At 60.4% G+C, this 22,386-nt stretch carries 25 protein-coding genes; 13 read left to right on the top strand and 12 right to left on the bottom strand.

The annotated features are described in order from the left end of the window. The first annotated feature begins 1 nt into the window (after position 1). Complete coding sequence (locus tag HCZ23_RS06745; protein ID WP_167600963.1) at positions 2-307, top strand: hypothetical protein; 306 nt, start codon at positions 2-4, stop codon at positions 305-307. Between the two features lie 14 nt (positions 308-321). Here the strand turns inward: HCZ23_RS06745 and HCZ23_RS06740 are convergent, their stop codons facing one another. Further along, complete coding sequence (locus tag HCZ23_RS06740) at positions 322-969, bottom strand: carbonic anhydrase (protein ID WP_167600962.1); 648 nt, start codon at positions 967-969, stop codon at positions 322-324. A gap of 198 nt (positions 970-1,167) precedes the next feature. Here HCZ23_RS06740 and HCZ23_RS06735 point away from each other — a divergent pair, with 198 nt between their 5' ends. The 3 genes from HCZ23_RS06735 to HCZ23_RS06725 all read left to right on the top strand — a co-directional run bounded on the left by HCZ23_RS06735 (position 1,168) and on the right by HCZ23_RS06725 (position 3,830). After that, positions 1,168-1,512: a hypothetical protein gene (locus HCZ23_RS06735; RefSeq protein ID WP_321366864.1), complete on the top strand. Its 345-nt coding sequence runs from the start codon at positions 1,168-1,170 to the stop codon at positions 1,510-1,512. Positions 1,513-1,623: 111 nt separating this feature from the next. Beyond that, positions 1,624-3,006 carry a M17 family metallopeptidase gene (locus HCZ23_RS06730; protein WP_167600960.1) on the top strand — a complete coding sequence of 461 codons (1,383 nt, stop codon included), beginning with the start codon at positions 1,624-1,626 and terminating at the stop codon, positions 3,004-3,006. Next, on the top strand, positions 3,003-3,830 hold the full coding sequence (locus tag HCZ23_RS06725) for an NlpC/P60 family protein (protein ID WP_167600959.1): 828 nt from the start codon (positions 3,003-3,005) through the stop codon (positions 3,828-3,830). Before HCZ23_RS06730 ends, HCZ23_RS06725 begins: the two co-directional genes overlap by 4 nt. Here HCZ23_RS06725 and HCZ23_RS06720 read toward each other — a convergent pair whose 3' ends face one another. The 3 genes from HCZ23_RS06720 to HCZ23_RS06710 all read right to left on the bottom strand — a co-directional run bounded on the left by HCZ23_RS06720 (position 3,831) and on the right by HCZ23_RS06710 (position 5,397). Further along, positions 3,831-4,187 carry a DUF2794 domain-containing protein gene (locus HCZ23_RS06720; protein ID WP_167600958.1) on the bottom strand — a complete coding sequence of 119 codons (357 nt, stop codon included), beginning with the start codon at positions 4,185-4,187 and terminating at the stop codon, positions 3,831-3,833. Between the two features lie 287 nt (positions 4,188-4,474). Continuing rightward, on the bottom strand, positions 4,475-4,777 hold the full coding sequence (locus HCZ23_RS06715; RefSeq protein WP_167600957.1) for an I78 family peptidase inhibitor: 303 nt from the start codon (positions 4,775-4,777) through the stop codon (positions 4,475-4,477). Beyond that, positions 4,774-5,397 carry a TetR/AcrR family transcriptional regulator gene (locus HCZ23_RS06710; RefSeq protein WP_167600956.1) on the bottom strand — a complete coding sequence of 208 codons (624 nt, stop codon included), beginning with the start codon at positions 5,395-5,397 and terminating at the stop codon, positions 4,774-4,776. The genes HCZ23_RS06715 and HCZ23_RS06710 overlap by 4 nt, the downstream gene beginning before the upstream one ends. A gap of 265 nt (positions 5,398-5,662) precedes the next feature. Between HCZ23_RS06710 and mbfA the strand changes: the two genes are divergently transcribed. From mbfA to HCZ23_RS06695, 3 genes are read left to right on the top strand one after another with little or no spacing between them, the layout of a single operon-like run. Continuing rightward, positions 5,663-6,640 (top strand): iron exporter MbfA, encoded by a 978-nt coding sequence (gene mbfA / locus HCZ23_RS06705; RefSeq protein ID WP_167600955.1) that lies wholly within the window; start codon positions 5,663-5,665, stop codon positions 6,638-6,640. Positions 6,641-6,683: 43 nt separating this feature from the next. After that, positions 6,684-7,142, top strand: coding sequence for a YaiI/YqxD family protein (locus tag HCZ23_RS06700; RefSeq protein ID WP_167600954.1), 459 nt, complete (start codon positions 6,684-6,686; stop codon positions 7,140-7,142). Beyond that, positions 7,139-7,759 carry an HAD family phosphatase gene (locus HCZ23_RS06695; protein ID WP_167600953.1) on the top strand — a complete coding sequence of 207 codons (621 nt, stop codon included), beginning with the start codon at positions 7,139-7,141 and terminating at the stop codon, positions 7,757-7,759. The genes HCZ23_RS06700 and HCZ23_RS06695 overlap by 4 nt, the downstream gene beginning before the upstream one ends. Here HCZ23_RS06695 and HCZ23_RS06690 read toward each other — a convergent pair. Beyond that, positions 7,751-9,004 (bottom strand): MFS transporter, encoded by a 1,254-nt coding sequence (locus HCZ23_RS06690; protein ID WP_167600952.1) that lies wholly within the window; start codon positions 9,002-9,004, stop codon positions 7,751-7,753. The genes HCZ23_RS06695 and HCZ23_RS06690 overlap by 9 nt on opposite strands. Before the next feature lie 111 nt (positions 9,005-9,115). Here HCZ23_RS06690 and zapE point away from each other — a divergent pair, with 111 nt between their 5' ends. Then, entirely contained in the window at positions 9,116-10,216 is a 1,101-nt protein-coding gene (zapE, locus tag HCZ23_RS06685) for a cell division protein ZapE (RefSeq protein WP_167600951.1), read from the top strand. Positions 10,217-10,259: 43 nt separating this feature from the next. On the opposite strand, the gene HCZ23_RS06680 is transcribed toward zapE, so the two are convergent. The 4 genes from HCZ23_RS06680 to HCZ23_RS06665 all read right to left on the bottom strand — a co-directional run bounded on the left by HCZ23_RS06680 (position 10,260) and on the right by HCZ23_RS06665 (position 14,591). Then, on the bottom strand, positions 10,260-11,288 hold the full coding sequence (locus HCZ23_RS06680) for an LLM class flavin-dependent oxidoreductase (protein ID WP_167600950.1): 1,029 nt from the start codon (positions 11,286-11,288) through the stop codon (positions 10,260-10,262). 78 nt (positions 11,289-11,366) lie between these two features. Beyond that, complete coding sequence (locus HCZ23_RS06675) at positions 11,367-12,641, bottom strand: folylpolyglutamate synthase/dihydrofolate synthase family protein (RefSeq protein ID WP_175580878.1); 1,275 nt, start codon at positions 12,639-12,641, stop codon at positions 11,367-11,369. Further along, entirely contained in the window at positions 12,638-13,594 is a 957-nt protein-coding gene (gene accD / locus HCZ23_RS06670) for an acetyl-CoA carboxylase, carboxyltransferase subunit beta (RefSeq protein ID WP_167600949.1), read from the bottom strand. The genes HCZ23_RS06675 and accD overlap by 4 nt, the downstream gene beginning before the upstream one ends. A gap of 85 nt (positions 13,595-13,679) precedes the next feature. Next, positions 13,680-14,591 (bottom strand): CPBP family intramembrane glutamic endopeptidase, encoded by a 912-nt coding sequence (locus HCZ23_RS06665; RefSeq protein ID WP_167600948.1) that lies wholly within the window; start codon positions 14,589-14,591, stop codon positions 13,680-13,682. Between the two features lie 198 nt (positions 14,592-14,789). Between HCZ23_RS06665 and HCZ23_RS06660 the strand changes: the two genes are divergently transcribed. From HCZ23_RS06660 to HCZ23_RS06640, 5 genes are all read left to right on the top strand, one after another. After that, on the top strand, positions 14,790-15,419 hold the full coding sequence (locus HCZ23_RS06660) for a hypothetical protein (protein WP_167600947.1): 630 nt from the start codon (positions 14,790-14,792) through the stop codon (positions 15,417-15,419). Positions 15,420-15,556: 137 nt separating this feature from the next. Further along, entirely contained in the window at positions 15,557-16,330 is a 774-nt protein-coding gene (locus tag HCZ23_RS06655; RefSeq protein WP_167600946.1) for a DUF6478 family protein, read from the top strand. Between the two features lie 12 nt (positions 16,331-16,342). Then, positions 16,343-16,729: a hypothetical protein gene (locus HCZ23_RS06650; RefSeq protein WP_167600945.1), complete on the top strand. Its 387-nt coding sequence runs from the start codon at positions 16,343-16,345 to the stop codon at positions 16,727-16,729. 104 nt (positions 16,730-16,833) lie between these two features. After that, entirely contained in the window at positions 16,834-18,852 is a 2,019-nt protein-coding gene (locus HCZ23_RS06645; protein ID WP_167600944.1) for an FAD-dependent oxidoreductase, read from the top strand. 201 nt (positions 18,853-19,053) lie between these two features. Beyond that, complete coding sequence (locus tag HCZ23_RS06640) at positions 19,054-19,959, top strand: LysR family transcriptional regulator (protein ID WP_167600943.1); 906 nt, start codon at positions 19,054-19,056, stop codon at positions 19,957-19,959. Between the two features lie 29 nt (positions 19,960-19,988). Here HCZ23_RS06640 and HCZ23_RS06635 read toward each other — a convergent pair whose 3' ends face one another. Genes HCZ23_RS06635 through HCZ23_RS06625 form a run of 3 tightly spaced genes read right to left on the bottom strand, consistent with a single transcriptional unit; the run spans position 19,989 to position 22,376 of the window. Next, the gene (locus tag HCZ23_RS06635) at positions 19,989-20,930 is read right to left on the bottom strand and encodes an OmpA family protein (protein WP_167600942.1); all 942 of its coding nucleotides are present in this window, start codon (positions 20,928-20,930) and stop codon (positions 19,989-19,991) included. Further along, entirely contained in the window at positions 20,927-21,649 is a 723-nt protein-coding gene (locus tag HCZ23_RS06630; protein ID WP_167600941.1) for an N-acetyltransferase, read from the bottom strand. The genes HCZ23_RS06635 and HCZ23_RS06630 overlap by 4 nt, the downstream gene beginning before the upstream one ends. Next, positions 21,636-22,376 (bottom strand): molybdopterin-binding protein, encoded by a 741-nt coding sequence (locus tag HCZ23_RS06625; protein WP_167600940.1) that lies wholly within the window; start codon positions 22,374-22,376, stop codon positions 21,636-21,638. Before HCZ23_RS06625 ends, HCZ23_RS06630 begins: the two co-directional genes overlap by 14 nt. Positions 22,377-22,386 lie beyond the last annotated feature (10 nt).

Raw genomic sequence — 22,386 nt, 5'->3', positions numbered from 1 at the left:
CATGACCGATTATCTCGAAAAAGCCCGCCAAGGCCGCATCATCGCGCTGAACCTGCATCAAAGCGGGGCCGTGATGTTCTTTCCGGAAGAACTGGACGAATCCGTCGCAACGGCTCGGCCCAGTAGCCATCACATCATCACGCAGGTGAGCAAACCGATGTTCTTGCGCTCGGCCTCTGTGACCTCCGGCGCCATGATCAATGCGCCGCGCATGGAAGATGTCGCCAATACGCCGCTCATTCTGACCGAAGAGCACGCCGTGTCGACAGAGGACGCCGTTGAAAACGTCCTCCGCATGGTGGCCTGATTTCACACCGGATTTTAGACCGGCAAGAACGTCTTCGTTTCGGGATCGTACTGATGCAAATCACCCTCGCCAATATCCGTCCAGAGCCCGTGAAGGGTGAGATCGCCCTTCTCGACCGCCTCGCGGACAAAGGGGAAGGTCATCAGGTTCTCGAGCGAAACGAGGATGGATTCTTTCTCGAGGGCGCGTTTGCGCTGATCTTCCGGAATTTGCAGGACGCGTTCGTAACCTGGACGCAGGATGTCCATCCAGCGACCGACAAAGGAGGATTTTTCCTCCAGCTCCGGCGCCTTGCCTGAGCACATGTCGTAACAGCCCTGCACACCGCCACAGTTGGAGTGACCCAGAATGACGATATGGGCAACCTTCAGCGCGGTGACGGCATATTCCACCGCCGCGGATGTCCCGTGGTGGTCGCCGTCGTCCGTGAAGGGCGGCACGAGGTTGGCGATGTTGCGGTGAATGAAGAATTCGCCCTGATCCGCGCCGAAAATGGATGTCACATGAACTCGCGAGTCGCAGCAGGAAATGATGAAGGCCCGGGGACGCTGTCCCTCATCGGCCAAACGGCGATACCAGGACTTGTTTTCGGAAAACGTCGTTGCTTTCCAGCCTTGATAGCGTTGCACCATGTAGTTCGGGAGAGGCTTTGCGTATTTCATCGCTGCGTAACTCACTTTGTGGAGGTCAGGGACAATCGCGGAGAATGTAATGAGAGTTTTCGAGGAATTCGAGTGAAAAACCTGTTCCGATTAAACCTTTTCTTGAGGCTGATCGGGCAAAGTCAACACATAGCGCGTGGGGCGCATTAAAATTGGGGTATTGATATGGTGGTGGCAAGGTTGCGACCTGATGGGTCTGTGAAAGTCGACCGGGATCGTTTGGATCAGCTTTATGATCAACTGGGGACTTCCGGAGCGGACGGGGTTGTCTCCCGCGCGATGGAGGAACTGGCGGTTCGGCTGTCGAAGGTCGAAAGCAGCTATAAGAAAGGCGATTTCGAGGAGATGCAGCGGGCTGCACGCTCGATGATCGCCATTTCGGAACAGATCGGCATGGTCACCTTTGCGCAGGTGGCCGAGGACGTGAAAACGCTGGCGCTGACGGAGGACAGCACCGCCTTGGCGGCCTGTGTCGCGCGCCTGATGCGGATCGGGGAGAATTCCCTCCTGGCGGTTTGGGACCTCCAGGGCGCCTCGCTTTAGGAGCGATCAAAAAGAATTGGTTCATGTCGCATCAAAAGGTGCTGTGAACCAGCTTGCAGGTGGCATCGGATGGGCTAATCTTGGGGCAATCCTCAAGAAAGGCCCTATTCGATGCCACTTTCCTTTGCCGCACCCGGCAGCGCGACCCTTCCGCTTTATCTGATCACACCAGACCAACTCGACGACACGCTGTCCGGTCTTGAGGCCACGCAGGCTGATTGGATCAAGGCACAGGGGTTTACGGCCTCTTCGGGAAGCGTTTGCACCTATCCGGGGGCATCGGGCATTGCGGGTGCCGTGGCGGGGCTTGGCGCCGAACAGGATCGGTCGCGCGGGCGATTCGCCTTGGGGGCCGTGCGGAAATCGCTGCCCAAAGGTGTCTATCACTTGGAAACGGACCTTACAGGGGCGGCGCTGGACGAACAGCTTCTGGGCTGGCTCTTTTCGGGCTATATCTTTGATAAATATGCCAAGAAATCTGTGCCTGAGGGCGAACTTGTTGCGCCCGAGGGGGCCGATGTCGCACGGCTTGAGGCCATCGCCGCAGGCGAAGCACTCACCCGTGATCTGATCAACACCCCCGCCAATGACATGGGACCTGCGGAGTTGGAAGCCGCCGCTGTCGCATTGGCGAAAGACCATGCGGCGGAGATTTCCGTCACCAAGGGCGAAGACCTTTTGACGCAGAATTTTCCGATGATCCACGCCGTCGGTCGCGCCTCTCCACGTGCGCCGCGGCTGATCGACATGCGCTGGGGCACGTCTGGGCCGGTGCTGACGCTTGTTGGCAAAGGCGTGTGTTTCGACACCGGCGGGCTGAATCTGAAACCGGGCGCCTCCATGGGGCTGATGAAAAAGGACATGGGCGGTGCGGCCACGGTTTTGGGGCTGGCGAAAATGATCATGGCGCTGGAGCTGCCGCTGCAATTGCGCGTGCTGATCCCTGCCGTGGAAAATGCCGTCGATGGCTCCGCCTTCCGCCCGCAAGACATCCTGACCTCGCGCAAAGGTCTGACGGTCGAGGTCAACAACACCGATGCTGAAGGGCGTCTGGTGCTGGCCGATGCTCTGGCGCTGGCGGATGAAAGCCCGAGCGATCTGGTGATCTCGATGGCGACGCTGACGGGGGCGGCGCGGGTGGCGCTGGGCCCCGATATTCCGCCGTTTTTTGCAACCGATGATACGGACGCCAGCGTGTTGTCAAAGGCTGCGATGACGGTGGCCGATCCGGTCTGGCAACTGCCCTATTGGGAGCCCTACGAGCCGATGATTGAGCCGGGGATTGCCGATCTCGACAACGCGCCCTCGGGCGGTATGGCGGGGGCTATTACCGCCGCCTTGTTCCTGCGCCGTTTTGTGACGGAGACCCCGCGCTACATGCATTTCGACATTTACGGTTGGAACCCCTCGGCCAAACCGGCGCGTCCGAAAGGCGGTGTGGGGCAAGGCGCGCGGGCCATCCTTGCGGCGCTGCCGGAGCTGTTGAAGCTGTGAGCGATCGTCGCCTGACCCCCGCCAACGCGCGTGTGGCTCTGGACGGGTTTGCCCATTCCGGGCAGACCGTCGTGACGCCCGAACGTGCGACGATTTCCACCCCTATCGCGGCTCTACGTGCCAGCCCCGCCGGCAAACGCGACCGGCAATTGCTTTGGGGGGAGGCCTTCGATGTGCTGGACCGGCACGAAGGCTGGGCCTTTGGCGTCGCCCTGCGCGATGGCTATGTTGGCTATGTCGAAGAAAGCAAGCTCGGCCCGGATCAGACGCCGACGCATCTGATTTCGGTGCGCGCCACGCATCTCTACCCGACCGACTCGTTCAAAGCCGAAGAGCGCACCAGCCTGTCTTTCGGTTCCCGCATTCGGGTCGTGGATGAGCGCCACAAATTCATGGAAGTGGCCTATGGCGATGACGGGGAGACAGCTTTCGTCCCCAAACCCCACATCCGTCCCATCGAACGGCCTTTCACCGATCCCGTCACCATCGCGCAGCTGTTCTTTGGCACGCCTTACCTTTGGGGCGGCAATTCCGCCTTCGGGATTGATTGTTCGGGGTTGGTTCAGGCGGGGCTTTTGGCCTGTGGCATTGCCTGTCCGGGCGACAGTGATCTGCAACAAAGTCTCGGTACAGAGGCCTCAGGCGGATATCAGCGTGGCGATTTGTTGTTCTGGAAAGGCCATGTCGCGATGTGTGTGGATGACGAGGTTCTGCTCCATGCCAATGCGCATCACATGGCGGTGGCCTATGAGCCGATCGCGCGCGCGATTGCCAGGATCGAGGCGCAGGGCGACGGGCCGGTCATCGCCCATCGCAGGCTGTGATTATTCGACCGCACGGATCAGCTTGCGATCAAACACTCGCAGCACCGTGCGCAAGTCCGCGCCGCGCTTGAGGATCTGCCCATCCATGCCAATCACGGCATACATCCCCTGTTTGCCGCGCAGCTTGGGACGCTTTTCGATGCGATACAAAGGATGCTCGGCGGTGCGGCGAAACACGGCGAAAACGGCGACCTCTTTGAGAAAGGACATGCCGTAATCGCGCCACTCGCCTGCGGCGACCATCCGTCCATAAAGTCCCATGATTGCGCCAAGCTCATGGCGATCGAAAACGACCTTGTCAGGGGCTTGCGGGCTCTGCGGTTGGCCCGGAAAGGGCGTCGGCGTTTGTATGGTCATACCTTAAGAGTGGGACCAATCGTGCGGTAAATCAAGAAAACTCCACCACATCGTGAAAACTGCCTTATTCCGGGCACAAAATGGTCCATGATTTTTCTTTTTTGGTTCCTCATTTGGCCCGGATCGACAGGCAAAACAGTTGTCAGAGCGAGAACGCTTTGCCCCGGTGTCGCGGTTTAACAGCCCCCACCCAGTTCGCGACGCCGGGGATCTCGCTCTAAACCAACTTGTAAGGCCGAGGCAGACGACTGTCTCGGCTTTTCCTTTGTCTGAATGTCAGTGTGGCCTCAGCCGCACCAGACGCGGGCGATGCGCCCGTCGCGTCCGATGTCGATGTTGGTTCTGTCCGGCCGATAATCTTCGGTGATGGCCATGCCGGGGCGGATCACTCGGACGGGGTCGGGGATGTCGATGGCCTCAAGCGCCGTGGGCATTTCCCCGATCAAGGGTGTGACCATATCTATGGCGCAGCTCAGGTCGCTGGGTTTCGGCAGGGCGGGGTCACGTTCGCCGGCGGCAGGTGCCTCCTCGTTGCAAGCCGTAAGGGTGCAAAGGGAGAGAGCGAGAAGTCGCAGAGGAGTCTTGATCATGCTCGGGTTCCATATCGGGCCAGAAATAGGGCAACAGCGCTGTCGATGATCCTGTCCCTCTCCGCCTCATCCACAGTAAGGCGCCCTTGAAACAGATGAGCGGGCAGCAGGTGCACCTTGCACAGTTCTGCGAATTGTTCGGCGGCCAGCTCGGGATCGTCAATGGTCAGAACCCCTTGGGCGCACCAACTGGCAAGATATTGCGACAACCTTTCCTTCAACAATCCCGGCCCGCTGTCATAGAATTTCTGCCCGATCTCTGGGAACCGCGCACTTTCGGCGACGGCGATGCGAAATACGGCGATGCCGAAATCCGACAAAACGAAATCGAGAATTTTGCGCCCGGCCGCAGGGAGAATAACCTCTGGCGGATCGGTGACGTCCAGCCGCTCTTCATGCGCGTCGGCTTGTCTGCGGGTTTCCAGCGCTGCGATTTCCAGGAACAGCACCCGTTTGTCGGGGAAATAGCTATAGAGCGTTGCTTTCGACACGCCGGCCTCACGCGCGATATCATCGACCGAGGCGCCCTCATAGCCATCGCGTAGAAACACGGTGCGCGCCCCTTCAATGACCTGATCGAATTTGCGCCCTTTTTTGATGATGAGGCTGCTGTGTGGCATGATCAGCTCTTTCTGTGGCGCGATTTTTAAATATGTTCACCGCGATCTTAACCCATGAAAAGGCCATAAAAAAGGCAGGCCTACGATCTATAGGCCCACCCAGTGCTCGACAGGGATGTCGAAATCGACCACGAGGGCCTTTTTTGAAACTAAACAGAATGGTTTAGTTGTGCAAGTGCAGAATTTCGCGTTTCATGGGCGCAATAGCAGTTGCAGTGAGCGCCTGCACGGATTAATTTAGAACCATTCTAAATCAGAGGTGCCCATGTTCCCTGCCATCGCCAATCGCAAACGCTTCTCGGATCTCAGCGAACAGGAAATCATCGCTCTGGCGATTTCCTCAGAGGAAGACGACGCGCGGATTTATCGGCAATATGCCGAACACCTGCGCACGGACTTCCCGGACAGCGCCAAGATTTTCGATGGTATGGCCGAAGAGGAAGACGGGCATCGGGAGGCACTGATCTCCCTCCACAAACGCCGGTTCGGAGATGTGATCCCGCTCATTCGTCGCGAACATGTCGCGGGGTATTACACGCGCAATCCCGTCTGGCTGATCGGCAACCTCGGCCTTGAGCGTATTCGCGAGGAAGCCCACGCGATGGAGCAGGGCGCCGAGGCCTTTTACCGCAAGGCCGCGGAGCGCACACAGGACGCCGACACGCGTGCCCTTCTCGGTCGTCTGGCGGCGGCGGAGGCCGGGCACGATCGGCGTGCGGGTGAGCTTGAGGACGAGCACCTCACCGATGAGACCCGCAGCGAAGAGGAAAAGACCGCGCATCGTCAGTTCGTCCTGACCTGGGTGCAGCCGGGTCTGGCGGGCTTGATGGACGGCTCGGTGTCCACCCTCGCGCCGATCTTCGCCACGGCTTTCGCAACGCAGGACACCCATACGACCTTCCTCGTGGGCTTGGCGGCCTCCGTGGGCGCCGGGATTTCCATGGGCTTTACCGAGGCCGCATCGGACGATGGCGAACTGTCCGGCCGTGGCTCGCCAATGAAGCGCGGCATTGCCTCTGGCGTGATGACGACCCTGGGGGGCTTGGGGCACGCGTTGCCCTATCTGATCCCGCATTTCTGGACCGCGACATTCATCGCCATGGCGGTGGTGTTCATCGAGCTTTGGTCGATTGCCTGGATTCAAAAGAGATACATGAACACGCCCTTCATGCGCGCGGCATTTCAGGTTGTGTTCGGCGGCGCTCTGGTGTTCGCTGCGGGGGTGCTCATTGGCGGAGGCTGATTGAGTATTTTTGCCAAGAAAAAGCCAGCCAAAGACGGACCCCGTGACCAAGATTTATGTCGATGCCGATGCCTGCCCCGTGAAAGCCGAGGTGGAAAAGGTCGCCACGCGGCATCAAATCCAATGTCTGTTTGTCTGTAACGGCGGGCTGCGTCCGTCGCAAAATCCCTATGTCGAAATGGTCTTTGTGCCCGATGGGCCGGACATTGCCGACATGTGGATTGCGGAACGGGCGGGGCGCGGCGATGTGGTCGTGACTGGCGACATTCCCTTGGCTGCGAAAACGGTCGAGGCGGGCGCGCGCACGCTCAAACACGATGGCGAGGCGTTCACGCCGTCCAATATCGGTAATGCTCTGGCGACGCGGGATTTGATGTATGACCTGCGCGCGGCAGACCCGTTTCGCCAAGGCGGCGGTAAACCGTTCTCAAAGGCGGATCGCTCGCGTTTTCTCGATGCTTTGGAGCGCGCCGTGCAGGGCGCCAAAAGGGATGCAATATGACCATAGAGGCGGTGATTTTCGACATCGGCAATGTGTTGATCGAATGGCAGCCGGAACGGCATTACGATGCGGTGATCGGCGAAGCGCGTCGTAAGGCGATGTTCGAGACGGTCGATCTGCATGCGATGAACGATCTGGTCGATCAGGGCCATGATTTCCGCAAGACGATTGAGGCCTGTGCCACGCAATATCCTGAGTTCAAAGACGAAATCCTGATGTGGTATTTCGACTGGATTAAAATGGCGACGCCTGCGATCCCCGGATCGGTCAAGATTTTGCGGGCTCTGCGCGCCAAAGGTGTGCCGGTGTTTGCCCTGACGAATTTCGGGATCGAAAGCTTTGAATACGCCGAAACGCAGTACCCGTTTCTGACGGAATTTGATCGGCGTTATGTTTCCGGGCGGATGGGATGTGTCAAACCGCAATCTATCATCTACGAGATGGTTGAGGCCGATTGTAAAATCGCGCCGGAGCGCCTGTTGTTCACCGATGACCGGCAGGACAATATCGACATGGCCGCCTCGCGCGGATGGCAGACGCATCTGTTCGAGGGGCCGGAGGGCTGGGCCGCACGGTTGATCTCTGAGGGGCTTTTGACGGCGGAAGACTTAGCCTAACGCGTGCTCCGCACGTTGCCCCAAGGGGATTTCCTTGACCGGCAAATGCACGATAGCGGAGAAAGCCCCGATGCCAACGCCGACCCACCAAACCATGGTGTAATCGCCGTAGAGATCGTAAAGCCGCCCGCCGAGCCACACGCCCAAGAACGCGCCCAATTGGTGAGAAAAGAACACAATCCCATAAAGCGTGCCCATGTAGCGCAGCCCATAGATATGCGCGACGAGTCCTGAGGTCAGCGGCACGGTGGCCAGCCACAAGGCGCCCATGACGACAGAGAACACCAGCACCGATGTGGGGGTGATCGGGAAGGCGATAAAGGCGGCGGCGGCCAGAGTGCGCCCCAAGTAAATACCGGCAAGCAGGTATTTCTTGGAAAACCGATTGCCGAGGAAGCCCGCCAACAAGGTTCCGCCAATGTTTGCAAGGCCGATCAGCGAAATCGAGATCGCCCCAAGCGCGGAGGTCGTCGAGACGCCCAGAGAAGCCAGGGTGCCAGAGGGATCAATCGCGCCGCACATCTCGGTCACCAGCGCCGGGAAATGCGCGGTGATGAAGGCAAGCTGATAGCCGCAGGAGAAGAAGCCCAGGAAAATCAACGTGTAGGTCGGATCACGAAAGGCCTTGCCGAGAATGGCGCCAAGGCTTTCTTCCAACTCGGCTTTGCTGGCAACATCCGGGCTGCGCATCATCGGCAGGACGGCGAGGGAGGCCAGAACGGAGGCGGCGAACAGCAGGAACACGTTCTGCCAAGACATGAAGCTCAACAGCCACTCGGCCAGAGGCGCACCAAACACCTGCCCCGCAGAGCCCGCGGCGGTGGCAATGGCCAGTGACATCGAGCGATTTTCGTCCGAGGACGCCCTGCCCACGACAGCCAAAATCACGCCAAAGCCGGTGCCCGCGATGCCAAAGCCCACAAGCGTTTCGTAGAATTGATGCGCCAGAGGCGACACCGCCATAGAGGACAAAACAAGCCCGGCTGCATAGATCACGGCGCCCAGAATGATCGCCTTGCGATCCCCGATGCGCTCGGCCAAGGCGCCGAAAATCGGCTGGCCGATGCCCCAAAACAGGTTCTGGATCGCAATCGCCAGAGAAAACTCGGCGCGGGGCCAGTTGAACTCTGTTGCAATCGGGATCTGAAACACGCCGAAGGACGCGCGGATCGCAAAGCTGATGACAATGACGACACAGCCGGCGATGAGGACGGGCGTGATGAGGGGTGCGCGTGCTTGGGACATCGTGGTCTCCTTTGCCACAGGTTTCGGCAAAATTGCGCTTGGCGTCAATCGAATGATCGAGATGGTGCACATCATCTTTCCTTATGCGTTGGCGCGCAGTAGGAACGGGGCATGACTACGCTGATGGATATCTACGCGGCCCGTGTGGCCGAAGGCACGCTGCGCGCCGACCCGGCGCAAGAGGCGGTTTTGCCGATGCTCGAGCGGGTGCGCTCCGATCTTGCTAACCTGCCGACGAAGAAGGGGCTTTTGTCCCTGATCGGTGGCCGCAAAAAGCCCGAAGCCGTGCGCGGGCTTTATCTTTGGGGCGGGGTCGGGCGTGGCAAATCCATGCTGATGGACCTGTTCTACGAACACTCCCCGGTGCCCGCGCGCCGGGTGCATTTCCATGCCTTCATGCAAGAGGTGCAAGCCGGGATCGAAACGGCGCGCAAGGCCGGAACCTCGGACGCCATCGCACCCGTTGTCGACAAGATTTCGCATGAGATCAAACTCTTGTGCTTTGATGAAATGCAGATCACGGACATCGCCGATGCGATGATCGTGGGGCGGCTGTTCGAGGGGCTGTTTGCCAATGGGGTGACCGTTGTCACGACCTCGAACCGCGTGCCGGATGATCTTTACAAGGACGGGCTGAATCGCCAGCTCTTCCTGCCCTTCATCGAGATTTTGAAACAAAAGCTCGAGGTGCATCACCTGCATTCGCCGGTGGATTATCGCCAGGGCCGTCTGACCGGCACACCGGTGTATTTCCACCCGGTGACGGGCGATGTGCGCGCGACGATTGACGACATCTGGAATGATCTCACGGGCGGCGCGACGGAGAGCCTGACGCTGAAGGTCAAAGGCCGCGATGTGGTTCTGCCGAAGTTTCACAACGGCATCGCACGGGCGACGTTTTGGGACCTTTGCGGCCAGATGTTCGGGCCGGGGGATTACTTGGTGATCGCCGATGCTGTGAAACTTTTGATCCTCGAAGACATCCCGCGTCTGACGCGGGGCAATTTCAACGAGGCGAAGCGATTCGTGACCCTGATCGACGCGCTTTACGAGGCCAAGGTGCGCACGGTCTGCACCGCCGTCGATGAGCCGGAGCGGCTTTATATCGAAGGCGCGGGGGCATTTGAGTTCGAGCGCACCGCGTCGCGGTTGCGGGAAATGCAGGATGCCACTTGGGGTGAGGAGCGCCCGGAAATCAGTCCGGGGGACTGATTTCAGCGACGAACGGGCGGAGCCCCAGGAAGTGAAGGGCTGATCAGCCCTCCGCCAAAATCTCCCGCACGCGCGGTGCGACTTCTTCGCCGTAGAGGCGGATCGTGTCCATGATCGCGTCATGGCTCACGGGACCGGCGGAATATTTCAGGTCGAACCGATCCAGCCCCAGAACAGAGACCGTGGCGGCGATTTTCTGGGCGACCGTCTCGGGCGAACCGACGAAGAGCGCGCCGTGGTCCACCTCATGCTCAAAGGCTTCGCGTGTCAGTGGCGGCCAGCCGCGGCTGCGACCGATGCGCTGATGCATGATCCGGTAGCCGTCGAAATAGCGATCGCGGGCCTCGGCGTCCGTCCTGGCGATATGCCCCGGCGAATGCGCGCCAATCGGCAACATCGGCGCATTCATCTGTTTGCGCACATCGCGATAGAGATCGGCAAAGGGTTTGAACCGCGCCGGGCTGCCGCCGATGATCGCGAGTGCCATGGAGGCATCGTTGCTCGCCGCGCGCACCACTGATTGCGGGGTGCCGCCAACACCGAGCCAAACGGGGATCGGGCGTTCGGGACGGGGATAGACCGCCTGCTGTTTCAACGCGGTGCGGTGACGCCCGGACCAGCTGACTTTGTCTTGGGTAGTCAAAAGCTTGAACAGCTCGAATTTCTCTTCGAACAGCATTTCGTAATCCGAGAGATCAAAGCCGAAGAGCGGAAAACTTTCGGTGAAGGACCCACGCCCCAGCGTGATCTCGGCGCGTCCGTTCGAGATGGCTTGCAGGGTCGAAAAGCGCTGGAACACGCGTATCGGATCGTCGGAGGAGAGAACCGTGACGGCGGAGGTCAGTTTGACACGCGAGGTCTGCGCGGCGATGGCGGAAAGCACCGGTTCGATGGCGGAGACGGCGAAATCCGGGCGGTGATGTTCGCCTAGGCCAAAGACATCGAGGCCGACCTGATCGGTCAAAACGCCTTCCGCGATGACGTTGCGGATGACCTGACCCTGCGGCAGGTCATTGCCGTTTTCGTCCCATGTGACGTCGCCAAACGTGTCTACGCCGAATTCCAAAGCCATGTTCTGTCTCCTTAAACTTGGAGACAGAGATACGATGCGCGCGCCCGAACGCAAACACGCGCGGGCGCACAGAAGCTGTTAGCCGTTGCTTTGAAGCACATGCCCCGCGAGGTAGAGCGATCCGCAAATCAGGATGCGCGCCTCCGGATGGTCCGCGACGATGCCTTGGATCGCGGAGAGCACGCTCTCGGCCTCTAAGGTGTCAAAGCCTTCGGCGCGGGCGAATTCGGCGGTCTCATGCGCCGACAACGTGGCCTGAGAATCCGGGATCGACACGGCGACCAATTGTTCCGTATGACCTTTGAGTGCACGCAGATAGCCACCGACGTCTTTCGTGCTGAGCATGCCACAGATCATATAGGTTGGGCGTTTGGGCAGACGATCCAGTGCCTCGGCCAGAGCCACACCTGCCGCCGGGTTGTGCCCACCATCGAGCCAAATCTCGGCCTGAGGGGCGGCGTCGATTAGCGGGCCGGTTTTCAGGCGCTGCATCCGTGCGGGCCAAAAGGCGTCGGTGAGGGCGGCCTCAAGCGCGGCCTCATCGTAGCCCATGTGACGCAAAGCGGCGATGGCGGCGCCGGCGTTGAGAATTTGGTGATGCCCCAAAAGACGCGGCAAGGGCAGATCGCGCAGGCCGGTTTCGTCCTGGAAAATCAGACGCCCGCGTTCTTCCCAAACGTGCCATTCCTGGCCATACCGCAGCAAAGGCGCGCCGAGGCGGGCGGCGGTGGCTTCGATCACCTCCAAGGCCTCGTCCGGCTGCGGGCCGACAACGCAGGGCACGCCACGTTTGATGATCCCGGCCTTCTCCCCCGCAATCTCGGTCAATGTTTCACCAAGGAATTGCGTGTGGTCGATGGAGATCGGCGTGATGATCGTGATCTCGGGGCTGTCGATCACATTGGTGGCGTCGAGACGCCCGCCAAGACCCACTTCCAACAGGGTGTAATCGGCAGGCACACGCGACATGGCGAGGAGGCCAGCCACGGTGGTGATCTCGAAATAGGTGATCGGTTCGCCACCATTGGCGCGCTCGCATTCTTCGAGCACCTCCATCAGGTCCGGCTCAGAAATCAGCTCTCCGGCCAGACGAATACGCTCATGAAACCGCGCCAAATGCGGCGAGGTATAGGCGTGAACGCTTTTGCCCGCCGCCTCAAGACCCGCGCGGATCATCGCCTGAGTGGAGCCCTTGCCATTGGTGCCCGCGATGTGGATCACCGGCGGCAATTTGCGTTCCGGATGATCCAGAGCGTCAAGAAGGCGCCAGACACGATCAAGGACAAGATCAATGATCTTGGGGTGCAGGGACATCAACCGCTCAAGGATGACGTCGGAATTTTGGGCGGTCACTTTTGCGCGTCCTTGTTGGCGTCTTTGGCAGCGGGCGCTTCAGTTTTGGCCGGTTCTGCGGTCTCTTCCGCTTTCGGCGCAGGCAATTCGCCCGCGACCGCCGGGGGCATGCCGCCCAGCATCCGCAGAATGGTGACCAGCTCGTCCTTCATCTTTGTGCGATGGGTGACGCGGTCGAGCATGCCGTGATCCAAAAGGTACTCGGCGCGCTGGAAGCCTTCGGGCAGTTTCTCGCGGATCGTCTGTTCGATCACGCGCGGACCCGCGAAACAGATCAGCGCATTGGGTTCGGCAATCTGCACATCGCCCAGCATCGCATAAGAGGCCGTCACACCGCCCGTGGTCGGGTGGGTGAGCACCACGATATAGGGCAGACCCGCCTCTTTGAGCATTTCAATCGCCACAGTGGTGCGCGGCATTTGCATCAGAGACAGAATCCCCTCCTGCATCCGTGCCCCACCGGCGGCGGAGAACATGATGAAGGGGCGTTTGAGCTCAATCGCGCGCTCGACACCTTTGATGAAAGCGTTGCCGACATACATGCCCATGGAACCGCCCATGAAGGAGAAATCCTGCGCGGCGGCGACGACAGGCGTGCGACCGATCTCGCCCTCGGCGACCAACATGGCTTCTTTCTCGCCTGTGGATTTCTGGGCCGCTTTCATGCGGTCGGGGTATTTCTTTTGGTCGCGGAATTTCAGAGGGTCTTCAATCGGTTCGGGAACCTTGACCTCGGAGAAAATGCCGCCATCGAACATCGCCTTGAACCGCGCGCGCGGCGTGATGTGCATGTGATGGTCGCAGTTGGTGCAGACGTTCTGGTTCTCCGCCAATTCGCGGTGGAACAGCATAGTGCCGCACTCCGGGCATTTCGTCCAAAGATTGTCCGGCGTGTCATGTTTCGAGAAGAGTGAATTGATCTTCGGGCGGACGTAGTTCGAGATCCAGTTCATGCGCGGGCCTTTGGACTTTACGTGACGGGGCGTTACTTGGGCGTTACTTCTGGCCCCAGATAAGCCTCTTGTGGGCGAATTGCAATCAACGCCTGATCGCGAGGCGGGCGATAAGCCAGCTGGTGAGGAGAAGCAGCGCCTGGAACACCATGACCTTCGGATCGGCCAGAAGCACGGAAGGGTCCTCGGTCTGCACGAAGAGCGCGAAACCCGACATCATGTCCTGTTGCGCCGACAAGAGGATCGGGCCGACGTTGTTGACCAGATGAAGTGCGACGGCGGGGCCAATGGTGCCGGAGCGCATCGTCAGATCGCCCGCCAAAATCCCGAATGCCATGGCCCAGAGCACCGGGAAAAGCGCCGCCACGCCCTCGGCCTGACCATTCAGATGCAAGAGCCCGAATAGAACGGCGGAGGCCACGAGGCCCAGCGGATAGGACCCGGTCGCCCCCGCGATCTGGCTTTGCAGATAGCCACGAAACAAAAGCTCCTCGGCGGTGACCTGAACCATCAGCCCCAAAAGCGCGAAAGGCAGCCAAAACAGCCAGACCCGCGGCTCAAGGTTTGCGACAACCTCCGTGTCGCCATCCCAGGGCAGGAAAAAGATCAAAACGGTAAAGCCGGCGATCCATTTCAGCGTGGTGAAGAACTGTGCCCGCATCAGCGCGCCGGGTCCGGTGAGGTCGCGCAGGCTCCGGGCATGCAGCCATTTCGCGATCAGGATCGTGCCAAAGGCCAGCGGCAGAAAGCCGGTGAAGACGGTGAACATCCCACCGGGCGTGGCCCCAACCGCAAGCCCACGGTCGCCGAACTGAAAGGGCGCGAGATTGGGGGCGAGGACACCGATCAGCGCAAAGACCAAGGGCATCAGGATGACGCCCGCCAGAAGACCGCAGAGGATCGCCACACCCGCGCGCCAAAGCTCGGGGCGCCGCATCGCGGAGGCGATGATCGGCGCATAGGGGTGATGTGGCGGGTGAGGAAGGCGATCGGACATGAGGCTCTCGGGAAAGGGTTTCTTGAGCGATACCACGGGCATGAGGGTAGGGGAAGCGATCCGCCAAGCGCGGGAATTCGCCGATTGACACATCTCTGTGACGTCGGGTGGCTTGGAAGCCGGACGGCCCCCCTGTATGCCATGCCGGAATCGTCTCCCGTGGTGGGGGCAGGTGTTGCGTGAAAAGGGACAGGTCCGATGAAAAAGATGGTTTGGGTGATCTTGGCGCCGGTTCTTGCCCTGGTCCTGTCGGCCTGTACCTTGGAGACCCCCGGCACCGGCCCGCGTCCGCCGAGTGCGGTGACCCTGCCGGTTTCCGGCCTGTCTGTTGCGGGGCCTTCTGGTTTTTGCATTGACCCGGGATCGGTACGGGATGGCCAGACTGGTGGGTTTGTCCTGTTGGGCAGCTGCACGGGCCTCAGCGGCGGCAACAATCCCGGTCTCAAGGGCAAAACCGCGGTTCTGACCCTTTCGATCTCTGCGCCGCTGTCGCAAAGCGAAAGTTTCGATGCGCCGAGTGTCGAGGCCTTCTTTGCCTCTGAGACCGGGCGCAAGGCCCTGTCACGCAGCGGTTCGGCCCGCACCGTGACCTTGATCGAAAGCGATGTCGAAGGCGGGCGGCTTTGGCTTCATGCCCGCGATAGCGCGCCCAATATGTTGGCTGGGCAGGGCGATGAATATTGGCGTGCGCTCTTTGTCCTCAAGGGCCGTTTGGTGACCGTGACGGCGACGCCCTTTGATGAGGCGCCGATGTCGGAGGCGGGTCTGCGCAAGCTTCTGGAGCGCTTTGTTTCCGATCTGGAGCGCCGCAATCCCGGAATGCTTTGACGGACAGCTTGAAAATACTGTTGCTCAAATGGAACCAAACTCTGGATTCTTCTCGCGTTTGTTGAGTAGAAACCTTTGTCGGACATAGTAAGAGACAAACAGGCTAAGGCTCTGAAGAGTTTAAAAAAGGTTTTGGAATGCGGCGGCGCCTCAGAAATCTGATTGAAAAACGGTTCAATTCCATCGCGATCCGGCGCTGGGCGCGACGGGCGACGATGGCGGAGCAGCTGAGCCTGCCCGCTTTGCGTCGTCTGCGTGGACAGGCGCGATCCTTGCGTTGGGAGATTGATCGGTTTCTCTTTGTCGCCGACGGGCGTCTCGCTTTGCCTTTGATCGGATCGAACGCGATGCAATTGCCGCTCTACACCGATTGGTCGCACCGCCCTGAGCTGTGGCGTGGCCCGATCACGCCGCAAGGCGCCTCTGCCGTGCCGAACAAGGCGCTGATCGGCTCCGAGGCGACGCTGTATCACGATTGTCAAATTTCCGAACTGACCTATCGTCAGGTCCGCAACACGTCCGAAGAGGACCTCGCGCCCTTTGGTCTGCGCCTTGAGGTTTTCCGTTTTGACGGCTCTTTCCTGTCGTTGTCCATCGAGGTGCCGGATGAGATCTGTGACGGGCTCTCGCGCCGCCATCTGGTGCGCTTAGACTATGCAGTGGACATGGAAAAAGGGCTGGAGATTTTCGCCCGGCTCAATGTCAAACACGGTCCCAACATGGAACAGGTGGTGCGCGAACTGCCGCTCCACACCGAAGAAGGCCATGTGGATTTCGATCTCGCCTACACCAAGCTCAACGAGAAGCGGGTGGAAAAGCTTTGGATCGATCTGATTTTCGAAGGCCCCGAGATGAATCAGGTGTTCATCCGGGATTTGACCCTGTCGCGCCGTCCGCGCGCGGAATTGTGAGGGATTTGAGCGATGGATGAGGTGACACTGGTCAAAACGCGGCTTCAGGCGGGGATTTGGGAGGGCGAACTGCATGTGCCCGACACTGTGTCCACCTTGCCGGAAATCGAAGTGACCTATCTCGATCAGCCGGTGCAAGGCCATACGCTGGCCGAAGACCCCGAGCGCGACGGCGTCTGGTTCTTTCGCTTTGCCGTGCCTTCCGAACTGATCAACGACGGGGTTCAGACCTTTGTGATGACGGATCGCGACACGGGAAGGGTGCTCAATTCACTGTCGATGATCGCGGGGGAGGGGCTTTCCGAGGACATTCGCGCGGAAATGGATCTGTTGCGCCACGAGCTGGATCTGTTGAAACGCGCCTTCCGTCGGCATTGCCTTGAGACCGGCGCGAATTGATGTCGTCTTGATCTGACGCCGCGTTTCGGGTGACATCCTGCCTGCGCCTGCGCATTTTGGCGACCAAGGTTGGCGCTCAAATGGCGCTCAGGGAGGCACATGACATGACCCACTATCCGCATCTTTTGGCCCCGCTCGATCTGGGCTTTACCACTTTGCGCAATCGGACCCTGATGGGGTCGATGCACACAGGGCTCGAAGAGCGCGGCGATTGGGAGGCGGTCGCGGCCTTTTACGCCGCGCGGGCCAAGGGCGGCGCGGGCCTCATCGTCACCGGCGGCATGGCGCCCAATGTCGAAGGCGGCGTGTTCCCCGGCGCTGCGGGTCTGTTCACCGATCAGGACATCGCCAACCATCGCAAAGTCACCGACCGCGTCCATGCCGAGGGCGGCAAAATCGCGATGCAGATTCTCAATGCTGGCCGCTATGCTTACGGTCCGAATTGCATCGCCCCTTCCGCGATCAAATCGCCGATTTCGCCGTTCAAACCGACCGAGCTGGACGCGGCGGGCATCGAAAAACAGATCGCCGATTACGCCACCGCCGCGGCCCGCGCCAAAGAGGCGGGGTATGACGGTGTCGAGGTCATGGGCTCCGAAGGCTATCTGATCAACCAGTTCCTCGTCACCCACACCAACCGGCGTGAGGACGAGTGGGGCGGCTCCTATGAAAACCGCATGCGCTTTGCCATCGAGGTGGTGAAACGTTGCCGCGCGGCTGTCGGGCCGGACTTCATCATCATCTACCGCATTTCGATGATCGACCTGATTCCGAATGGCTCGACCTGGGACGAAGTCGTGCAGCTGGCGAAAGAGATCGAAAAGGCCGGGGCGACGATTCTCAACTCCGGCATCGGCTGGCACGAAGCGCGCGTGCCGACAATTGCCACCTCCGTGCCCCGTGCCGCCTTCACAGATGTGACCAAACGCATGATGGGCGAGGTCTCGATCCCTGTCATCACCTCGAACCGCATCAACCATCCGCAGGTCGCCGAGGATGTGCTCTCTGAGGGCTGCGCCGATATGGTGTCCATGGCGCGGCCTTTCCTCGCGGATCCCGATTTCGTCGCCAAGGCCAGCGTCGGAAAGGCCCAAGAGATCGCGCCCTGTATCGCCTGTAACCAGGCCTGTCTCGACCACACCTTCTCCGGCAAGCTCACCTCTTGTCTGGTGAATCCGCGCGCCTGTCATGAGACCGAATTGAAGTACACGCCGACCGAGACGCCGAAATCCATCGCCGTTGTCGGCGCCGGTCCCGCCGGTCTCATGGCCGCGCTCGTCGCCGATCAGCGAGGGCACAATGTGACCCTGTTCGACAAATGCGGCGATCTTGGTGGCCAGCTCAACATGGCCAAACAAGTACCGGGCAAAGAGGAATTCTTCGGCCTCGTCGATTGGTTCAAAACCAGCGTCGCCGGATCCGACATCACCCAGCGTCTCGACACGGAGGTCACGCCGGACATGCTGGATGGCTTCGATGAGATCATCCTCGCCACCGGCGTCACCCCGCGCAATCCGGAAATCCCCGGCCAAGAGGATCACGGCAATGTCGTCACCTATGTCGACATCCTGCGCGGCATGCGCACCGCTGGACCGCGCGCGATCGTCATTGGGGCGGGCGGCATCGGCTTCGATGTGGCGGAGTATCTGACCACGGCTGTCAGCCCGACGCTCAATCTGACCGAATGGAAAGAGGAATGGGGCATCACCGATCCGGTACAGGATCGCGGAGGCCTGTCGCCGCAAGGTCCGCAACCGGAACCGCCCGCGCGTCAGGTGACGCTCTTGCAACGTAAATCCGAAAAGCCGGGCAAACGTCTGGGCAAAACCACCGGCTGGATTCACCGCGCCGCCCTTCAGATGAAGGCGGTCAAGATGATGGGCGGTGTTACCTATGATCGGATCACACCCGAGGGCCTCTGGATCACCAAGGACAATGAACCGCAATTGATTGAGGCGGACACCATCGTGCTCTGCACCGGGCAACTCTCTGAGCGCAGCCTCGCTGATGCCTTGGAAACAGCGGGCAAATCCTGTCACGTGATCGGTGGCGCCGATGTGGCGGCGGAGCTGGATGCCAAACGCGCCATCGACCAAGGGGCGCGCCTCGCCGCAAACCTCTAACCCGTTTCCTTTGTTGCATAAAATACTCCCGCCGGAGGCAAAACCCGGCGGGGCACGTCGCGTCTTTCCCGATTGTTTCCGCGTTTCCTGAGGGCATACGATCCCGGAAAGACCACGCTATTGTCCCCCGCCTTCCCCATTCTTGCCCGATTTGAGCGGGATACCTGTCTCATGAGGGGCCAAGAACGTAGGTATGATTAAATGGACCGACTGACTGAAATGGAAGCCTTTGCCACGGTCGTGGATCAGGGCGGTTTCACGGATGCAGCCAAGAAGATGGGGATTTCCAAATCCGCCGTTTCCAAGCATGTTTCTGCGCTTGAGGCCCGGCTCGGCGCTCGTCTTCTCAATCGGACCACCCGCCGCGTGTCCCCGACCGAAATCGGTCTGGCCTATTACGACCGCGCGCGCCGTGTTTTGAATGACGCAGGCGAGGCGGATGCCCTCGTCACCTCGATGCAATCCGCGCCCTCGGGCCTGTTGCGCATCTCTGTTGCGACTGATTTTGGCGTGAACCATCTGTCGCCGGTGCTGGGCGAATTCCTGTCGGAATTTCCGGACATCACCGTGAACATGGTTTTGAACAATCGCTATGTCGAGTTGATTTCCGAAGGCTTCGACATGGCCGTGCGCATCGGCGAGTTGGAAGACAGCACCCTGCGCGCCCGCAAGCTGACGGAAACCACCAAACGTATGGTCGGTGCGCCGTCGTATTTCCAAAAATACGGCCGCCCGCAGAAGATCGACGATCTGAACGAGCACAAGCTTTTGCACTATTCGAACCAATCGAATGGCGCCGTCTGGAAACTCACCGCGCCGTCGGGCGAAAAACGTCAGGTGCGCACCGCCGGATGGTTGACGGTAAATGATGGGCAATCCTTGCTGAACGCCTGTATTTCCGGTCTCGGCATCGCTTACCTGCCGTCCTTTTTGTACGCCGATGCGATGGAACAGGGGTTGATCGAAGAGGCGATCCCCGATCTGCCCGCCGAGACCCAAGGCATCTACGCCGTCTATCCGCCGGGGCGCTTTACCCAGCCGAAAGTGCGCGCCTTCATTGATTTCCTGGTCCATTCCTTTGCCGAAAAAGGCCCGGACAAGTGGTAAGGCACTAAACGAATTCTCGTGGAAGAGACTTACTGGGTCGAGGCGATCACCGCTTCGACCCTTCTGTTTTGCTCGCGCCCCTCAGGCGTGGCGTTCGAGACGCGTGGCGCCAGATAACCGATGCCATCGGCGCTGATTTGGCCGGTGGGCACGCCGTAGGTCGTGATCAGCCGCTGTCGCACCGCTTGCGCGCGCTGGCGCGACAGGCCGGTGTTGCTGTCGAGGGAGCCGACATTGTCCGTGTGGCCGACCAAAACAATCCGCATCTCTGGACGCGTCGTGAGATAATTCGCCAGGTTTTGCAGCGAGGCAAACGGCCCCTCGCCCAGCGTCGCGGAACCGGTGTCAAAGGCCAGATCGTCCAAGACAACACGTCCACGCGCCTCCAACCGGGAGGCCAAATCTCCCGACGCGGCGGGACGAAGCGATTGGGTCAGATCGGTCGAACTGGGTGTCGTCAACTCAAGAGGCGGCGCGTCGGAGGGCGTCACGGTGCTGATCTGAACAAAGCCCGCGCCCGGAGCATGGCTGGTTAAAATCGCCACGACTCGCCCGTCGGCATGTTCGGCGACCAGATATTGATAATCGCTCAGGTCCAGATGCATCGCGGGTTCCGGCAGGACGTCGAGTTGATAGCGAAAATCGAACCCGCCACAGTCTTTGTCGGCGCAGGCGAAGAGGATTTGAAACCCCTCGGCCTCCAACTGGCGGCGCAGCGGTGCGATCAGTTGATAGCTGGTCAGCGAAGTCCCCGTGACACGGTAAGCGACCCGTTCAACGTCGCCGTCGGCCATGATCCGGGGGGTGTCTTCGTCCTGATAGGCGCCGGTCGGAAAGGGCTCGGCGGAGGCCAACTCGCTTTGCCGTGCGGTCACGGAGGCCGCCCCGGGCAGGTCGAGCGCCGAGGCGCCAGAGGACACCCCAAGACAGGCAGAGATCAGGCAAAAGGCGAGGCGTGGGGTCAGTTTCATGGGTGTCCGGTCAAGTTTTTCGTTCTGTAGTGGTACTGGCCCACCTCTTCCATTCCAAGCGCAGAATAGAGTGCAAGAGCCGCCGTGTTCGCCCGCGTGACCTGAAGCGCAAGGCTGTCGGCCCCATGCGCCCGTGCCCAATCGGCAGCGATGGACATCATGGCGCTGGCGAGACCTTGGCGTCGCGCGGGCAGGGCAGTCTCCAGCGCGTGGATCACGGCGATACGGTCGTGAATGGCGACAAACCCGGTGCCCGCAGGCGTGTCGCCTAAGCGTCCGAGCAGGGTGCATTTCGGCTCGGGTGTGCGCAGCATGATCTCGATCCGCGAAGGCCCGATGCCGCCTTCCGCCCAAATTTCCTTCTGAATCGCGGTGGGCGGCCAAGCGACGTAGCCGTCTTCCGCCTGCGCCGGGGCAAAGCGATCCAAGGGGGCTATGAGGCAGGCCACGGGATCGAACATCCGATAGCCACGCGCACCGAGCACGGTGTCAAACGCCTCTTCGCCGCCGCGAATTTGGAACAGGGCGTTGCGTTCGTCCTTGGCAAAACGGGCTTCGGTCTCGTCCAGAGCCGTGTCGGTCAGTGCGCCATCAAGCGTCGCCGCCGACACACGGCTGCCACCGCCCGCCCCATCGCGATAAGTAAACGGCCCAAGGCTTTCGCGCGCCAAAGGCGGCCAAGTTGCCTCGAAGGCCTGAAAGAGCTCAGGCCTGTTCATTGGCGGGGAAGATCGCGGCCAGCTCCAGAATGGCGGCATCGACCATCGCGCCGTCCTGTCCCCGGATCACGATATTGGTGCCAAAGGCGCCGTCGCGGTTGAACGGGTAGGAGCCCATCGAGAGCGCGGGATATTTCGCGGCCAGCATGCCCAGAGGCTCAGCCACGGCGCTTTCCGGTCTGTCAATGCGATAGGTCTGCGACAACAAAGGCTTGCCGCCGGTGAGTGTCGGCAAAAGCCCCGCGACCATGGCGACAAAGACACTCGGCACACCGGCCATGACATGGACATTCTCAAGCGAAAACCCCGGCGCGATGGAGACGGGATTTTCGATCAATGTGGCGCCCTCGGGGATGCGGGCCATGCGCATCCGGGCTTCGTTGAACTCGACGCCGCGGGCTTCGTAATGCGCGGTCAAAAGCGCGCGGGCATCGTCGCGCACATCAATCGTGCGGCCAAACGCGGCGGCGATGCAATCGGCGGTGATGTCGTCATGCGTCGGCCCGATGCCGCCAGAGGTGAACACTTGGGTGTATTTCGAAGACAGGGTCTGAACCGCCTCGACAATCGCGTCGCGGTCGTCGGAGACCACGCGCGCTTCCTTGAGATCAATGCCCACACGGGTCAATTCACCGGCGAGGTGATACATATTCGCATCGCGGGTGCGACCCGAAAGAATTTCGTCCCCGATGATGAGAATGGCGGCGGTGGGATTGTGATCGGTCATGTCTCGCCCT

It is taken from the genome of Celeribacter sp. HF31, assembly GCF_011806455.1.
In the GTDB taxonomy this organism is placed as follows: domain Bacteria; phylum Pseudomonadota; class Alphaproteobacteria; order Rhodobacterales; family Rhodobacteraceae; genus Celeribacter.
The sequence above is the reverse complement of the archived record's forward strand: the minus strand, read 5'-3'. Positions and strand labels throughout refer to the sequence as shown.

Coding starts and splice junctions, on each gene's coding strand:
- HCZ23_RS06745 (WP_167600963.1), top strand. CDS start 2: ATGACCGATTATCTCGAAAAAGCCCGCCAAGGCCGCATCATCGCGCTG.
- HCZ23_RS06740 (WP_167600962.1), bottom strand. CDS start 969: ATGAAATACGCAAAGCCTCTCCCGAACTACATGGTGCAACGCTATCAA.
- HCZ23_RS06730 (WP_167600960.1), top strand. CDS start 1,624: ATGCCACTTTCCTTTGCCGCACCCGGCAGCGCGACCCTTCCGCTTTAT.
- HCZ23_RS06720 (WP_167600958.1), bottom strand. CDS start 4,187: ATGACCATACAAACGCCGACGCCCTTTCCGGGCCAACCGCAGAGCCCG.
- HCZ23_RS06715 (WP_167600957.1), bottom strand. CDS start 4,777: ATGATCAAGACTCCTCTGCGACTTCTCGCTCTCTCCCTTTGCACCCTT.
- HCZ23_RS06710 (WP_167600956.1), bottom strand. CDS start 5,397: ATGCCACACAGCAGCCTCATCATCAAAAAAGGGCGCAAATTCGATCAG.
- mbfA (WP_167600955.1), top strand. CDS start 5,663: ATGTTCCCTGCCATCGCCAATCGCAAACGCTTCTCGGATCTCAGCGAA.
- HCZ23_RS06695 (WP_167600953.1), top strand. CDS start 7,139: ATGACCATAGAGGCGGTGATTTTCGACATCGGCAATGTGTTGATCGAA.
- HCZ23_RS06690 (WP_167600952.1), bottom strand. CDS start 9,004: ATGTCCCAAGCACGCGCACCCCTCATCACGCCCGTCCTCATCGCCGGC.
- zapE (WP_167600951.1), top strand. CDS start 9,116: ATGACTACGCTGATGGATATCTACGCGGCCCGTGTGGCCGAAGGCACG.
- HCZ23_RS06680 (WP_167600950.1), bottom strand. CDS start 11,288: ATGGCTTTGGAATTCGGCGTAGACACGTTTGGCGACGTCACATGGGAC.
- accD (WP_167600949.1), bottom strand. CDS start 13,594: ATGAACTGGATCTCGAACTACGTCCGCCCGAAGATCAATTCACTCTTC.
- HCZ23_RS06665 (WP_167600948.1), bottom strand. CDS start 14,591: ATGTCCGATCGCCTTCCTCACCCGCCACATCACCCCTATGCGCCGATC.
- HCZ23_RS06660 (WP_167600947.1), top strand. CDS start 14,790: ATGAAAAAGATGGTTTGGGTGATCTTGGCGCCGGTTCTTGCCCTGGTC.
- HCZ23_RS06655 (WP_167600946.1), top strand. CDS start 15,557: ATGCGGCGGCGCCTCAGAAATCTGATTGAAAAACGGTTCAATTCCATC.
- HCZ23_RS06650 (WP_167600945.1), top strand. CDS start 16,343: ATGGATGAGGTGACACTGGTCAAAACGCGGCTTCAGGCGGGGATTTGG.
- HCZ23_RS06645 (WP_167600944.1), top strand. CDS start 16,834: ATGACCCACTATCCGCATCTTTTGGCCCCGCTCGATCTGGGCTTTACC.
- HCZ23_RS06640 (WP_167600943.1), top strand. CDS start 19,054: ATGGACCGACTGACTGAAATGGAAGCCTTTGCCACGGTCGTGGATCAG.
- HCZ23_RS06635 (WP_167600942.1), bottom strand. CDS start 20,930: ATGAAACTGACCCCACGCCTCGCCTTTTGCCTGATCTCTGCCTGTCTT.
- HCZ23_RS06630 (WP_167600941.1), bottom strand. CDS start 21,649: ATGAACAGGCCTGAGCTCTTTCAGGCCTTCGAGGCAACTTGGCCGCCT.
- HCZ23_RS06625 (WP_167600940.1), bottom strand. CDS start 22,376: ATGACCGATCACAATCCCACCGCCGCCATTCTCATCATCGGGGACGAA.